The following is a 13,750-nucleotide window of genomic DNA, read 5'->3' as shown; positions in this document are numbered from 1 at the left end:
AGAGAGCATTTGCTCTTCCTTGCAAAAACTTTGTTTTCAACTAATAATGAACCACCTGGATATGTGGTCATACAAACATGCGAAGGGAGGATAATCAAATGCCTACTATTAACCAATTAGTGAGAAATGGTCGTACTGATAAAGTATGGAAGTCTAAATCACCTGCGTTAAACAAAGGTTTTAATTCTTTAAAGAAAAAATCAACTGATATCTCTGCACCTCAAAAACGTGGTGTGTGTACTCGTGTTGGTACAATGACTCCGAAGAAACCTAACTCAGCGTTACGTAAATACGCTCGTGTACGTTTAACAAATGGTATTGAAGTTACAGCTTACATCCCAGGTATCGGTCATAACCTACAAGAGCATAGCGTAGTATTAATTCGCGGTGGTCGAGTAAAGGATTTACCAGGGGTACGTTACCACATCGTTCGTGGTGCGCTTGATACAGCTGGTGTTGACAAACGTATGCAAGGACGTTCTAAATATGGTACTAAGCGACCAAAACCTGCTAAAAAATAATAAATTTATAATGAAAGGAGGAACTCAATATGCCTCGTAAAGGACCTGTTGCGAAACGTGACGTGTTACCAGATCCAATGTACAATTCTAAGCTTGTAACACGCCTAATCAACAAAATGATGGTTGACGGTAAAAAAGGTAAATCTCAAACAATTCTTTATAACGCTTTCGAGATCGTTCGTGAACGTTCAGATAAAGAACCAATGGAAGTATTCGAGCAAGCTCTTAAGAACATCATGCCTGTTCTTGAAGTACGCGCTCGTCGTGTTGGTGGTGCTAACTACCAAGTTCCAGTTGAGGTTCGTCCAGAACGCCGTACAACTTTAGGTCTTCGCTGGTTAGTAAACTATTCTCGTCTTCGTGGTGAAAAAACTATGGAAGAGCGTCTAGCTTACGAAATCTTAGATGCATCTAACAACGCTGGTGCAGCTGTTAAGAAACGTGAAGATACTCATAAAATGGCAGAAGCTAACAAAGCATTTGCTCATTACCGTTGGTAGGATTCAACGTAAAATAAATGTAAGCATAAACCGCTTTATTTGTCGCTTATGGAAGTGTGGAGAGGGAGAATGCCTCTCCCTTTCGTTGGGCGCTCGTTTTACATAATGAGGGTACTGGACACTGGCATATGTAACAATATAAAGTGGCTTTTTTGCTACTTAAAATAAAATAATCCAATCCATATATGGAAGGAGCAAGACACCAAATGACTAGAGAGTTCTCTTTAGAAAACACTCGTAATATTGGTATCATGGCTCACATCGATGCTGGTAAAACAACAGCAACTGAGCGTATTCTGTATTACACAGGACGTATTCATAAAATCGGTGAAACTCATGAAGGTGCATCTCAGATGGACTGGATGGAGCAAGAGCAAGAACGTGGTATCACAATTACTTCTGCTGCAACTACAGCACAATGGAAAGGTCACCGTGTAAATATCATTGACACTCCAGGACACGTAGATTTCACAGTAGAAGTAGAACGTTCTTTACGCGTACTTGATGGCGCAGTAGCAGTACTTGATGCACAATCTGGTGTAGAACCACAAACAGAAACTGTTTGGCGTCAGGCTACTACTTATGGTGTACCTCGTATCGTATTCGTTAACAAAATGGATAAGATTGGTGCAGATTTCTTATACTCTGTAGGAACAATCCACGATCGTTTACAAGCAAACGCACATCCAATTCAGTTACCAATCGGTGCTGAAGACGAGTTCAATGGTATTATTGACCTTGTTGAAGAGTGTGCTTACATGTACAGTAACGATTTAGGAACAGACATCGAGCGTGTTGAAATTCCTGAAGAGCACAAAGAATTAGCTGAAGAATACCGTGGAAAACTTATTGAAGCGGTAGCTGAGCTTGATGAAGAAATGATGATGAAGTACCTAGAAGGTGAAGAAATCACTGTAGAAGAGCTTAAAGCTGGTATCCGTAAGGCTACAACTTCTGTTGAATTCTTCCCAGTAATCTGTGGTTCTGCATTCAAAAATAAAGGTGTTCAAATTCTGTTAGACGCAGTTATCGACTACCTACCATCTCCATTAGATGTACCTGCTATTAAAGGTACTCTTCCGGATACGGAGGAAGCTATCGAGCGTAAGTCTAGCGATGAAGAACCATTCGCAGCTTTAGCATTCAAAATCATGACTGACCCTTATGTTGGTAAGTTAACGTTCTTCCGTGTATATTCTGGTGTGTTAAACTCTGGATCATACGTGAAAAACTCAACTAAAGGTAAGCGTGAGCGTGTAGGTCGTATCCTACAAATGCACGCTAACAGCCGTGAAGAGATTTCAACAGTTTACGCTGGTGATATCGCTGCTGCTGTAGGTTTAAAAGATACTACTACTGGTGATACTCTTTGTGACGAGAAGAGCCTTGTTATCCTTGAGTCTATGGAATTCCCAGAACCAGTTATCTCTGTAGCTATCGAACCAAAATCTAAAGCTGACCAAGATAAAATGGGTACAGCATTATCTAAGCTTTCTGAAGAAGATCCAACATTCCGTGCTCACACTGACCAAGAAACTGGCCAAACAATCATCGCTGGTATGGGTGAACTTCACCTTGATATCATTGTTGACCGTATGCGCCGTGAATTCAAAGTAGAAGCAAACGTTGGTGCTCCTCAGGTAGCATACCGTGAGACTTTCCGCGCTGCTGCGAAAGTTGAAGGTAAGTTCGCTCGTCAATCTGGTGGTCGTGGACAATTCGGTCACGTTTGGATTGAGTTTGAACCTAATGAAGAAGGTAAAGGATTCGAATTCCAAAACAAGGTAGTCGGTGGTGTAGTTCCACGTGAATACATCCCAGCTGTTGGAGCGGGTCTTGAAGACGCACTTAAAAATGGTGTACTAGCTGGTTATCCACTAGTTGATATTAAAGCTGCGTTAGTTGACGGATCTTACCATGATGTCGATTCATCTGAGATGGCGTTCAAAATCGCTGCATCTATGGCGCTTAAAGCTGCGGTTTCTAAATGTAGCCCAGTAATTCTTGAGCCAATGATGAAAGTTGAAGTTGTAATTCCTGAAGAGTACATGGGTGACATTATGGGCGACGTAACATCTCGTCGTGGACGTGTAGAAGGTATGGAAGCTCGCGGTAACGCACAAGTTGTTCGCGCTATGGTTCCACTTTCTGAAATGTTCGGTTATGCAACGGCATTACGTTCTAACACTCAAGGACGCGGAACATTCTCAATGACATTTGATCATTATGAAGAAGTACCGAAGTCTGTTTCTGAAGAAATTATTAAAAAAAATAAAGGTGAATAATTGATTTTTATCGATTGTTCAAGTATAACTACTTATGTAAGCTTAGAAAGTGAGACGCAAGTTTCACTTTCTAGTCTAAATATAAAATAACCTATATAAACTAAGGAGGAATTTAGAATGGCTAAAGCTAAATTCGAACGTTCTAAACCCCATGTTAACATCGGTACAATCGGCCACGTTGACCATGGTAAAACTACATTAACTGCTGCGATCACTACAGTTCTTGCAAAAGCTGGTGGTGCTGAAGCACGCGGATACGATCAAATCGACGCTGCTCCAGAAGAAAGAGAGCGCGGAATCACAATCTCAACTGCACACGTTGAGTACGAAACTGAAACTCGTCACTATGCACACGTTGACTGCCCAGGTCATGCTGACTATGTTAAAAACATGATCACTGGTGCTGCTCAAATGGACGGCGGTATCTTAGTAGTATCTGCTGCTGATGGTCCAATGCCTCAAACACGTGAGCACATCCTTCTTTCTCGTCAAGTAGGTGTTCCTTACATCGTTGTATTCTTAAACAAATGCGACATGGTAGATGACGAAGAATTATTAGAATTAGTAGAAATGGAAGTTCGCGACCTATTATCTGAATACGGATTCCCAGGTGACGATATTCCTGTAATTAAAGGTTCTGCTCTTAAAGCTCTTCAAGGAGAAGCTGAGTGGGAAGAAAAAATCATCGAATTAATGACTGAAGTTGATGCTTACATCCCAACTCCAGAACGTGAAACTGACAAACCATTCTTAATGCCTATCGAGGATGTATTCTCTATCACAGGTCGTGGTACAGTTGCAACTGGTCGTGTTGAGCGTGGAATCGTTAAAGTTGGTGACGTAGTAGAAATCATCGGTCTTGCTGAAGAGAATGCTACTACAACTGTAACTGGTGTAGAAATGTTCCGTAAGCTTCTTGACCAAGCTCAAGCTGGAGACAACATCGGTGCTTTACTTCGTGGGGTTGCTCGTGAAGACATCCAACGTGGACAAGTTCTTGCTAAAACTGGCTCTGTAAAAGCACACGCTAAATTCAAAGCTGAGGTTTTCGTATTATCTAAAGAAGAAGGTGGACGTCACACTCCATTCTTCGCTAACTACCGTCCACAGTTCTACTTCCGTACAACTGACGTAACTGGTATCATCCAATTACCAGAAGGTACTGAAATGGTAATGCCTGGTGACAACATCGAAATGACTATCGAACTTATCGCTCCAATCGCTATCGAAGAGGGAACTAAATTCTCTATTCGTGAAGGTGGACGTACAGTAGGTTACGGTGTAGTTGCTACAATCGTTGCTGAGTAGTCTTTAATTAGATTATTAAAAACTCAAGGGATTCTCCCTTGAGTTTTTTTATTGCTTATTACTATAGAAGAAAGAGATGCATTTTCTATCTTCGGATGAGTTTCTTCTATAGTATATAAAACGAAAACAACACCCAAAAACTGTAAGGTGAATAAGAGTAGATGAAAACTTGATATTCTTTAAAGTGCCATGTATAATAGCAAAAGTAGAGAAAAGCAGATGCGAACAAAAAGATGCTTGCATCTAGACGAATAACATTGTATAATAGACAATGTTGGTCTTTGACTGCGATGAAGTGGAAGGTTGCTGACACACCCGGCCGCTTTGCCATGGCATGGTGTGGGGAAATTTCCATGGAGAAGGTCTATTTTAGAAATAGGCGAACGAAGGAGGGAAAATAATGGCAAAAGAAAAAATTCGTATCCGTTTAAAAGCTTATGATCACCGTATTCTTGATCAATCAGCTGAGAAAATTGTAGAAACAGCTAAGCGTTCTGGGGCAACAGTTTCTGGTCCGATCCCATTACCAACTGAGAAGACTATTTACACAATTCTTCGTGCTGTTCATAAGTACAAAGATTCTCGTGAACAATTCGAAATGCGCACACACAAACGTCTAATCGACATCGTGAGTCCTACTCCGCAAACAGTAGATTCATTAATGCGTTTAGATTTACCATCTGGTGTAGATATCGAAATCAAACTATAATTCATATAACTTAAAAATGTAGGAGGTGTAACTCATGACCAAAGGAATCTTAGGAAGAAAGATCGGTATGACTCAAGTATTTGCTGAGAACGGTGAGTTAATCCCAGTAACGGTAATCGCTGCTAATCCAAACGTTGTTCTTCAAAAGAAAACAACTGAAACTGATGGCTACAACGCAATTCAGTTAGGATTTGAAGATAAACGTGAAAAGTTAACTAACAAACCTGAACAAGGCCACACTGCTAAAGCATCTACAACTCCTAAGCGCTTCATTCGCGAAATCCGCGATGCAGACGTGGACGGATTAGAGGTTGGTCAAGAGGTAAAAGTTGAAGTTTTCGCTGCAGGTGAAATCGTTGACGTAACAGGAATTTCTAAAGGTAAAGGTTTCCAAGGTGTTATTAAACGCCACGGACAATCTCGCGGACCTATGTCTCATGGTTCTCGCTATCACCGTCGTCCAGGTTCAATGGGGCCAGTTGCTCCGAACCGTGTATTCAAAGGCAAAAAACTTGCTGGACGTATGGGTGGAGACCAAGTTACTATCCAAAACTTAGAAATCGTTCAAGTTGACACTGAGCGCAACTTATTACTAGTAAAAGGTAACGTTCCAGGTGCTAAGAAATCTCTTGTAGTTGTTCAAGGCGCTGTGAAGGTTAGCAAATAATTCACAATAGGAAGGAGGAATTCCAATGCCAAAAGTTACTGTATATAACCAAACTGGTTCACAGGTTGGTGAAATCGAATTAGCTGAAGCTATTTTCGGTATCGAACCAAATGAAGCTGTACTATTTGAAGCTGTAATGATGCAACGTGCATCTTTACGTCAAGGTACACACAAAGTAAAAACTCGCTCTGAAGTTCGCGGTGGTGGTCGTAAACCATGGCGTCAAAAAGGAACTGGACGTGCTCGTCAAGGTTCTATCCGCTCTCCTCAATGGCGTGGTGGTGGTACGGTATTCGGACCTACACCAAGAAGCTATGCGTACAAACTTCCTAAGAAAGTTCGTCGTTTAGCAATCAAATCTGCATTAGCTACTAAAGTAGTTGAGAACAACATTGTAGTTCTTGAGGACCTAGTGTTAAATGCACCAAAAACAAAAGACATGGTAGCAGTACTTAAAGGATTAACTGTTGAGAAGAAAGCTCTTATCGTAACTGCTGATGCAAACGAATCTGTAGAGTTATCTGCTCGCAATATCCCTGGAGTAACAGTAATCACTGCTGATGGCGTAAACGTGCTAGATGTGCTTCATCATGATAAGCTAATCATGACAAAAGCGGCAGTGGAAAAAGTAGAGGAGGTGCTTGCATAATGAGAGATCCTCGTGATATCATTAAGCGCCCAGTTATCACTGAACGTTCTATGGAAATGATGGCTGAAAAAAAATACACGTTCGACGTGGACGTTAAATCTAATAAAACAGAGGTTAAAGACGCTATAGAAGCGATCTTTGGTGTTAATGTAGACAAAGTAAATATCATGAACTACAAGCCGAAAGCAAAACGTGTTGGTCGTCACGCTGGTTTTACTAGCCGTCGTCGTAAAGCAATCGTTAAGCTAACTGCTGACAGCAAAGAAATCGAAATCTTCCAAGGCGTTTAATTCTTACTAAAGAAGGAGGGAAATTGAGATGGGAATTAAAAAGTATAATCCAACTACTAACGGTCGTCGTAACATGACTACGAATGATTTCGCTGAAATCACGACCGACAGACCGGAAAAGTCTTTACTTGCTCCTTTAAGCAAAAAGGCTGGTCGTAATAACCAAGGTAAAATTACTGTACGTCATCAAGGTGGCGGACATAAGCGTCAATACCGTATCATCGACTTTAAGCGTAACAAAGATGGAATTCCAGGACGCGTTGCTACGATCGAATACGATCCAAACCGCTCTGCGAATATCGCATTAATTAACTACGTTGACGGTGAAAAACGTTACATTCTTGCTCCTAAAACTTTAGAAGTAGGTATGGAAGTTATGTCTGGTCCTGAATCTGACATTAAAATCGGTAACGCATTACCATTAATCAACATTCCAGTAGGTACTGTTGTTCATAACATCGAGCTTAAGCCTGGTCGTGGCGGACAATTAGTTCGTTCTGCTGGTACATCTGCTCAAGTACTTGGTAAAGAAGGAAAATACGTACTTGTACGTTTAACTTCTGGTGAAGTACGTTTAGTATTATCTGCTTGTCGCGCTTCAATCGGTCAAGTTGGTAACGAACAACACGAACTTATCAAAATCGGTAAAGCAGGTCGCTCTCGCTGGTTAGGTAAGCGCCCAACAGTTCGTGGTTCTGTAATGAACCCGGTTGATCACCCACACGGTGGTGGTGAAGGTCGCTCTCCAATCGGACGTAAGTCTCCAATGTCTCCATGGGGTAAACCAACTCTTGGATTCAAGACTCGTAAGAAAAACAAAGCGTCTGATAAATTTATCGTTCGTCGTCGTAAAAAATAATGGGATTGTAGTACGGTTCATTTCAAGAACCGTACGCCAATCACGAAGGGAGGCACCAAAATGGCTCGTAGCTTAAAAAAAGGACCATTTGTCGATGATCACTTAATGAACAAAATGGAAAAATTAGTTGCATCTGAGCAAAAACAAGTTGTTAAAACTTGGTCTCGCCGTTCAACAATCTTCCCTCAGTTCATCGGACATACAATTGCTGTATATGATGGTCGTAAACACGTACCTGTGTACATCACTGAGGATATGGTTGGCCATAAGTTAGGTGAATTCGCACCAACTCGTACGTATAAAGGTCACCTTGCTGACGATAAGAAAACTAGAAGATAATGAGAGGAGGCACTTCAATGCAAGCTAAAGCAGTAGTGAGAACAGTTCGTATTGCTCCTCGTAAGGTTCGTTTAGTAGTAGACTTAATCCGAGGTAAGCAAGTGGGTGAAGCGATTGCTATCCTTAACCACACACCAAAAACTGCTTCTCCAGTTGTAGAAAAAGTTTTAAAATCTGCAATCGCAAATGCAGAGCACAATTATGAGATGGATATTAACAACCTAGTTGTTGAAAAAGTCTTCGTTGACGAAGGTCCAACGTTGAAACGTTTCCGTCCACGTGCAATGGGTCGTGCAAGCCAAATTAACAAACGCACAAGCCACATCACAGTTGTGGTATCAGAAAAGAAGGAGGGATAATCGATGGGTCAGAAGGTTAATCCAATTGGTCTTCGTGTCGGTATTATCCGCGACTGGGAATCTCGTTGGTTCGCTGAGAAAGATTATGCTACGTTATTACATGAAGACATCAAAATCCGTGAGTACATTACTGTACGCTTAAAAGATTCTGCTGTTGCTAAAGTAGAAATCGAACGTGCAGCAAATCGTGTAAATGTTACAATTCACACTGCAAAACCTGGTATGGTAATTGGTAAAGGTGGTACTGAAGTTGAAGCACTTCGTAAAGCTCTTAACCAATTAACAGGCAAGCGTGTACACATTAACATTTTAGAAGTTAAGAGAGCTGATCTTAACGCTAAATTAGTAGGCGAAAACATCGCTCGTCAATTAGAAAACCGTGTATCATTCCGTCGTGCACAAAAGCAAGTTATTCAACGTGCTATGCGTGCAGGAGCAAAAGGTATTAAAACACAGGTTTCTGGTCGTCTTGGCGGAGCTGATATCGCTCGTGCAGAATCTTACAGTGAAGGAACTGTTCCACTTCATACACTTCGCGCTGATATTGACTATGCAGCAGTTGAAGCTGATACAACATACGGTAAATTAGGCGTAAAAGTATGGATCTACCGTGGAGAAGTCCTTCCTACAAAAAAGAAAGCTTCTGAGGAAGGAGGAAAATAATATGTTAATGCCTAAACGCGTAAAATATCGTAGAGAGCATCGTGGTAAAATGCGTGGTCGTGCAAAAGGTGGAACTGAAATCGCTTTTGGTGAATTCGGTTTACAAGCACTAGCTGCTTCATGGATTACAAACCGTCAAATCGAAGCTGCTCGTCGTGCAATGACTCGTCACATGAAACGTGGCGGTAAAGTATGGATTAAAATTTTCCCTTCTAAACCTTACACTGCAAAACCTCTAGAAGTACGTATGGGTTCCGGTAAAGGGGCACCAGAAGGCTGGGTAGCAGTAGTAAAACCTGGGAAAATTATGTTTGAAATTGCGGGTGTATCTGAAGAGGTAGCACGCGAAGCATTACGTCTTGCAGCTCACAAGTTACCTGTGAAATGTAAATTCGTAAAACGTGAAGAAAATGGTGGTGAATCTAATGAAAACTAATGATATTCGTGAATTAACCACTGCCGAAATCGAAACAAAAGTTAAAGCTTTAAAGGAAGAGTTGTTTAATCTTCGCTTCCAACTTGCTACAGGACAATTAGAGAACCCAACTCGCATCCGTGAAGTACGTAAAGCGATTGCTCGTATGAAAACTGTAGTTTGTGAAAGAGAGATCGGAATTAATCGATAAATTGAGGGGAGGTTTGCATAGTGAGCGAACGTAACCAACGCAAAGTTTATACTGGTCGTGTTGTTTCTGACAAAATGGACAAAACGATTACAGTTTTAGTTGAAACTTACAAAACTCATTCCTTATACGGAAAACGTGTTAAGTATTCTAAAAAGTATAAAGCCCATGATGAGCAAAACCAAGCGAAACTTGGCGATATCGTTAAAATCATGGAAACTCGCCCGCTTTCTGCTACTAAGCGTTTCCGTTTAGTTGAAATCGTTGAAGAAGCGGTTGTTATCTAAATAGACGAATCGGAATTTTTAGTCCGAAGGGAGGTTTCATAACATGATCCAACAAGAATCTCGTTTGAAAGTTGCTGACAACTCTGGTGCCCGCGAACTTTTAACAATTAAAGTATTAGGCGGCTCTGGTCGTAAATATGCTTATATTGGTGATATTATCGTTGCTACGGTAAAACAAGCAACACCAGGTGGCGTTGTTAAAAAAGGTGACGTTGTTAAGGCAGTAGTGGTACGTACGAAGAGCGGAGCTCGTCGTCCGGACGGTTCTTACATTAAATTTGATGAAAACGCAGCGGTTATCATCAAAGACGATAAGAGCCCACGTGGTACTCGTATCTTCGGACCAGTAGCTCGTGAATTACGTGATAGCAACTTCATGAAGATCGTTTCTTTAGCTCCAGAAGTTCTATAAATTAAGGTATTGCCTTGCTAAGGAGGTGCAGAATTAAGATGCATGTAAAAAAAGGTGATAAAGTTCAGGTAATCACTGGTAAAGACAAAGGAAAACAAGGTGTTATCCTTGTGGCTTTCCCAAAGCAAAACCGTGTTATCGTTGAGGGTGTTAACATCGTTAAAAAACACTCTAAGCCATCTCAATTAAATCCACAAGGTGGAATTATTACGAAAGAAGCACCTATTCACGTTTCTAATGTTATGGTATTAGATCCGAAAACAGGCGAACCTACTCGCGTAGGCTTCAAAGTAGAAGATGGTAAAAAAGTGCGTATTGCAAAAAAATCTGGTGAATTATTAGATAAATAATTTTCTTAAGAAAGGAGGTCACTTCATTGAATCGCCTTAAAGAGAAGTTCCAAAAGGAAATTACTCCTGCTCTAATGAGCAAGTTTAACTATAAATCTGTGATGGAAGTACCGAAAATCGAAAAGATCGTAATCAACACTGGTGTTGGTGACGCGGTATCTAACTCAAAAGCTTTAGACAATGCAGTAGAAGAATTAACTCAAATCGCAGGTCAAAAACCTGTTGTAACTCGCGCTAAAAAATCAATCGCTGGTTTCCGTCTTCGTGAAGGTATGCCAATCGGTGCGAAAGTAACTTTACGCGGTCAGCAAATGTATGAGTTCTTCGACAAATTAGTATCAGTTTCTTTACCACGTGTACGTGATTTCCGTGGTGTTTCTAAGAAATCATTCGATGGTCGTGGGAACTACACATTAGGTGTTAAAGAGCAACTAATTTTCCCTGAGATTGATTATGATAAAGTAAGTAAAGTCCGAGGTATGGACATCGTAATCGTTACTACAGCGAAAACTGATGAAGAAGCTCGTGAACTTTTAACACAATTCGGTATGCCATTCCAAAAATAATGGAAGCCAACGCTAAGTAGAGGAGGCGAAAACGTGGCTAAAAAATCTATGATCGCGAAACAAAAGCGTACTCCTAAGTTTAAAGTACAAGAGTATACACGTTGCGAACGCTGCGGTCGTCCGCATTCTGTATACCGCAAATTTAAGCTTTGCCGTATTTGTTTCCGTGAACTTGCATATAAAGGTCAAATTCCTGGTGTTAAAAAAGCTAGTTGGTAAAACCCACAAATGGGAAGGAGGTAAAACACATGGTGATGACAGATCCAATTGCAGACATGCTTACTCGCATCCGTAATGCGAATATGGTACGTCATGAGAAATTAGAGGTTCCTGCTTCTAAAATCAAAAAAGAGATCGCTGATCTTTTAAAACGTGAAGGTTTCATTCGTGATGTAGAATACATCGGGGATAACAAACAAGGTATCCTTCGTATTTTCCTGAAATATGGTGCAAACAATGAACGTGTAATCACTGGATTAAAGCGTATCAGTAAACCTGGCTTACGCGTTTACGCAAAAGCTGATGAAGTACCTCGTGTACTTAACGGATTAGGTATCGCTCTTGTTTCTACATCTAAGGGAGTAATGACAGACAAAGATGCTCGTCAATTACAAACTGGTGGAGAAGTAGTAGCATACGTTTGGTAATATATATTTAAAACGAACGGAGGTGTGACCACATGTCTCGTATTGGTAAAAAGATTCTTGAAATCCCTGCAGGTGTTACTATTACAATTGCAGAAGACAATACTGTAACAGTAAAAGGCCCTAAAGGTGAATTAACTCGTACTTTCAAAACTGATATGTCTATCAAAATTGAAGAAAATACACTAACAGTTGAGCGTCCATCTGAACAGAAGGAACACCGTGCATTACACGGTACAACTCGTGCTTTAATCGGAAACATGGTTGAAGGTGTAACTACAGGTTTTGCACGCGGACTTGAATTAGTCGGTGTTGGTTACCGTGCTCAAAAACAAGGTGATAAACTTGTTTTAAGCGTAGGTTATTCTCATCCAGTAGAAATGACTCCAGAAGCAGGACTTGAAGTTGAAGTACCTGTACCAACTAAAATCGTAATTAAAGGTATCGACAAGCAACGTGTTGGCGAATTTGCTGCTAACATCCGTGCTGTACGTGCTCCTGAGCCATATAAAGGTAAAGGTATTCGTTACGAAGGCGAAGTTGTTCGTCGTAAAGAAGGTAAAACTGCTAAGTAAACCCGTTAGGTGAAAGAAAGGAGTGACAAGAATGATCACTAAAGCTGCTAAAAATGCGACTCGTAAGAAAAGACATGCACGTGTACGTGCTAAACTTACTGGTACTGCAGAACGTCCACGTTTAAACGTGTACCGTTCTAACCAACATATTTACGCTCAAGTTATTGATGATGTAAATGGTGTAACATTAGTAAGTGCATCTACTCTTGATAAAGACCTTGCTCTTAACGGTACTAGCAATACTGAAGCTGCTACGAAAGTTGGAGAATCAGTTGCTAAGCGTGCTGTAGAGAAAGGCGTTAAAGAAGTAGTATTTGATCGCGGTGGTTACTTATACCATGGCCGTGTTAAAGCTCTAGCTGAAGCTGCTCGTGAGGCTGGATTACAATTTTAATGGTCAAAGGAGGGAAAATTGATGCAACGCATTGACCCAAGTAAATTAGAACTTGAAGAACGTGTAGTTACGATAAATCGTGTCGCGAAAGTTGTTAAGGGTGGTCGTCGTTTCCGCTTTGCTGCACTAGTTGTAGTTGGCGATAAAAACGGTCATGTTGGATTCGGTACTGGTAAAGCACAAGAGGTACCAGACGCAATCCGTAAAGCTATCGAAGACGCTAAGAAAAACCTAATCGCAGTACCATTAGTTGGTACAACAATTCCACATACAATCAACGGTCATTTTGGAGCTGGTGAAGTATTCTTAAAACCTGCTGCTGAGGGTACTGGTGTTATTGCTGGTGGACCTGTTCGTGCGGTACTAGAATTAGCTGGTGTACAAGATATTCTTTCGAAATCTCTTGGTACTAACACACCAATCAACATGATTCGCGCTACTGTGAACGGATTAAGCGAACTTAAGCGCGCTGAAGATGTTGCAAAATTACGCGGTAAATCTGTAGAAGAGCTACTAGGTTAAGGAGGGAAAACAAATGGCGAAAAAGTTAGAAATTACCCTCACTCGTAGTGTAATTGGTCGTCCACAAGATCAACGTGCGACGGTAGAAGCTTTAGGTCTTAAAAAGTTGAATTCAACTGTAGTTAAGGAAGAAACTCCTGCTATTCTTGGTATGATCAACAAAGTTTCTCACCTTATAACTGTAAAAGAAGCTTAAGGATAACTCATTAATATAAGGAGGTGCCTGGG

Annotated in this window: 24 protein-coding genes; all 24 read left to right on the top strand. The window is 40.9% G+C overall.

The genetic code is table 11. The features are described 5' to 3' along the window. The first annotated feature begins 98 nt into the window (after nt 1-98). Complete coding sequence (rpsL, locus tag AC1DS7_RS25800) at nt 99-521, top strand: 30S ribosomal protein S12 (protein ID WP_001142341.1); 423 nt, start codon at nt 99-101, stop codon at nt 519-521. Nucleotides 522-550: 29 nt separating this feature from the next. Further along, nucleotides 551-1,021: a 30S ribosomal protein S7 gene (gene rpsG, locus AC1DS7_RS25795; protein ID WP_002139944.1), complete on the top strand. Its 471-nt coding sequence runs from the start codon at nt 551-553 to the stop codon at nt 1,019-1,021. Nucleotides 1,022-1,227: 206 nt separating this feature from the next. Further along, the gene (gene fusA, locus AC1DS7_RS25790; RefSeq protein WP_002139943.1) at nt 1,228-3,306 is read left to right on the top strand and encodes an elongation factor G; all 2,079 of its coding nucleotides are present in this window, start codon (nt 1,228-1,230) and stop codon (nt 3,304-3,306) included. Nucleotides 3,307-3,423: 117 nt separating this feature from the next. Beyond that, entirely contained in the window at nt 3,424-4,614 is a 1,191-nt protein-coding gene (tuf, locus tag AC1DS7_RS25785) for an elongation factor Tu (protein ID WP_002009778.1), read from the top strand. A 400-nt stretch (nt 4,615-5,014) separates the two neighbouring features. After that, entirely contained in the window at nt 5,015-5,323 is a 309-nt protein-coding gene (rpsJ, locus tag AC1DS7_RS25780; protein WP_001040595.1) for a 30S ribosomal protein S10, read from the top strand. Nucleotides 5,324-5,357: 34 nt separating this feature from the next. After that, entirely contained in the window at nt 5,358-5,990 is a 633-nt protein-coding gene (rplC, locus tag AC1DS7_RS25775) for a 50S ribosomal protein L3 (RefSeq protein ID WP_000160209.1), read from the top strand. Between the two features lie 25 nt (nt 5,991-6,015). After that, entirely contained in the window at nt 6,016-6,639 is a 624-nt protein-coding gene (rplD, locus tag AC1DS7_RS25770; RefSeq protein WP_001127261.1) for a 50S ribosomal protein L4, read from the top strand. Then, nucleotides 6,639-6,929 (top strand): 50S ribosomal protein L23, encoded by a 291-nt coding sequence (gene rplW / locus AC1DS7_RS25765; protein ID WP_001205557.1) that lies wholly within the window; start codon nt 6,639-6,641, stop codon nt 6,927-6,929. The genes rplD and rplW overlap by 1 nt, the downstream gene beginning before the upstream one ends. Before the next feature lie 28 nt (nt 6,930-6,957). Next, nucleotides 6,958-7,788 (top strand): 50S ribosomal protein L2, encoded by an 831-nt coding sequence (gene rplB / locus AC1DS7_RS25760; protein ID WP_002063418.1) that lies wholly within the window; start codon nt 6,958-6,960, stop codon nt 7,786-7,788. Nucleotides 7,789-7,848: 60 nt separating this feature from the next. Then, complete coding sequence (gene rpsS, locus AC1DS7_RS25755; protein ID WP_000124452.1) at nt 7,849-8,127, top strand: 30S ribosomal protein S19; 279 nt, start codon at nt 7,849-7,851, stop codon at nt 8,125-8,127. A 17-nt stretch (nt 8,128-8,144) separates the two neighbouring features. Then, the gene (gene rplV, locus AC1DS7_RS25750) at nt 8,145-8,486 is read left to right on the top strand and encodes a 50S ribosomal protein L22 (protein WP_002009773.1); all 342 of its coding nucleotides are present in this window, start codon (nt 8,145-8,147) and stop codon (nt 8,484-8,486) included. 3 nt (nt 8,487-8,489) lie between these two features. Beyond that, the gene (gene rpsC, locus AC1DS7_RS25745) at nt 8,490-9,149 is read left to right on the top strand and encodes a 30S ribosomal protein S3 (protein WP_002009771.1); all 660 of its coding nucleotides are present in this window, start codon (nt 8,490-8,492) and stop codon (nt 9,147-9,149) included. Between the two features lies 1 nt (nt 9,150). Next, entirely contained in the window at nt 9,151-9,585 is a 435-nt protein-coding gene (gene rplP / locus AC1DS7_RS25740) for a 50S ribosomal protein L16 (protein ID WP_002063419.1), read from the top strand. Beyond that, a complete protein-coding gene (gene rpmC, locus AC1DS7_RS25735; protein WP_002091523.1) occupies nt 9,575-9,775 on the top strand; it encodes a 50S ribosomal protein L29 in 201 nt (66 codons plus the stop codon). The genes rplP and rpmC overlap by 11 nt, the downstream gene beginning before the upstream one ends. A 20-nt stretch (nt 9,776-9,795) precedes the next feature. After that, nucleotides 9,796-10,059, top strand: coding sequence for a 30S ribosomal protein S17 (rpsQ, locus tag AC1DS7_RS25730; RefSeq protein ID WP_002091526.1), 264 nt, complete (start codon nt 9,796-9,798; stop codon nt 10,057-10,059). A gap of 43 nt (nt 10,060-10,102) precedes the next feature. Beyond that, nucleotides 10,103-10,471, top strand: a complete 369-nt coding sequence (gene rplN, locus AC1DS7_RS25725; RefSeq protein WP_002063420.1) for a 50S ribosomal protein L14 — start codon at nt 10,103-10,105, stop codon at nt 10,469-10,471. A gap of 38 nt (nt 10,472-10,509) precedes the next feature. Further along, a complete protein-coding gene (rplX, locus tag AC1DS7_RS25720; RefSeq protein WP_000558201.1) occupies nt 10,510-10,821 on the top strand; it encodes a 50S ribosomal protein L24 in 312 nt (103 codons plus the stop codon). A 26-nt stretch (nt 10,822-10,847) separates the two neighbouring features. After that, the gene (rplE, locus tag AC1DS7_RS25715; RefSeq protein WP_002091528.1) at nt 10,848-11,387 is read left to right on the top strand and encodes a 50S ribosomal protein L5; all 540 of its coding nucleotides are present in this window, start codon (nt 10,848-10,850) and stop codon (nt 11,385-11,387) included. Nucleotides 11,388-11,420: 33 nt separating this feature from the next. Next, entirely contained in the window at nt 11,421-11,606 is a 186-nt protein-coding gene (rpsN, locus tag AC1DS7_RS25710) for a 30S ribosomal protein S14 (protein WP_001085700.1), read from the top strand. Between the two features lie 29 nt (nt 11,607-11,635). Continuing rightward, nucleotides 11,636-12,034, top strand: a complete 399-nt coding sequence (gene rpsH / locus AC1DS7_RS25705; RefSeq protein WP_002091529.1) for a 30S ribosomal protein S8 — start codon at nt 11,636-11,638, stop codon at nt 12,032-12,034. A 32-nt stretch (nt 12,035-12,066) separates the two neighbouring features. Beyond that, complete coding sequence (rplF, locus tag AC1DS7_RS25700) at nt 12,067-12,606, top strand: 50S ribosomal protein L6 (RefSeq protein ID WP_002139937.1); 540 nt, start codon at nt 12,067-12,069, stop codon at nt 12,604-12,606. 31 nt (nt 12,607-12,637) lie between these two features. Beyond that, the gene (gene rplR / locus AC1DS7_RS25695) at nt 12,638-13,000 is read left to right on the top strand and encodes a 50S ribosomal protein L18 (protein WP_002009761.1); all 363 of its coding nucleotides are present in this window, start codon (nt 12,638-12,640) and stop codon (nt 12,998-13,000) included. A gap of 21 nt (nt 13,001-13,021) precedes the next feature. Further along, on the top strand, nt 13,022-13,522 hold the full coding sequence (rpsE, locus tag AC1DS7_RS25690; protein WP_002063426.1) for a 30S ribosomal protein S5: 501 nt from the start codon (nt 13,022-13,024) through the stop codon (nt 13,520-13,522). A 13-nt stretch (nt 13,523-13,535) separates the two neighbouring features. Then, the gene (gene rpmD / locus AC1DS7_RS25685) at nt 13,536-13,718 is read left to right on the top strand and encodes a 50S ribosomal protein L30 (RefSeq protein ID WP_001085231.1); all 183 of its coding nucleotides are present in this window, start codon (nt 13,536-13,538) and stop codon (nt 13,716-13,718) included. Nucleotides 13,719-13,750: the final 32 nt, after the last annotated feature.

It is taken from the genome of Bacillus sp. P4_E1 (assembly GCF_056401715.1).
The sequence above is the reverse complement of the archived record's forward strand: the minus strand, read 5'-3'. Positions and strand labels throughout refer to the sequence as shown.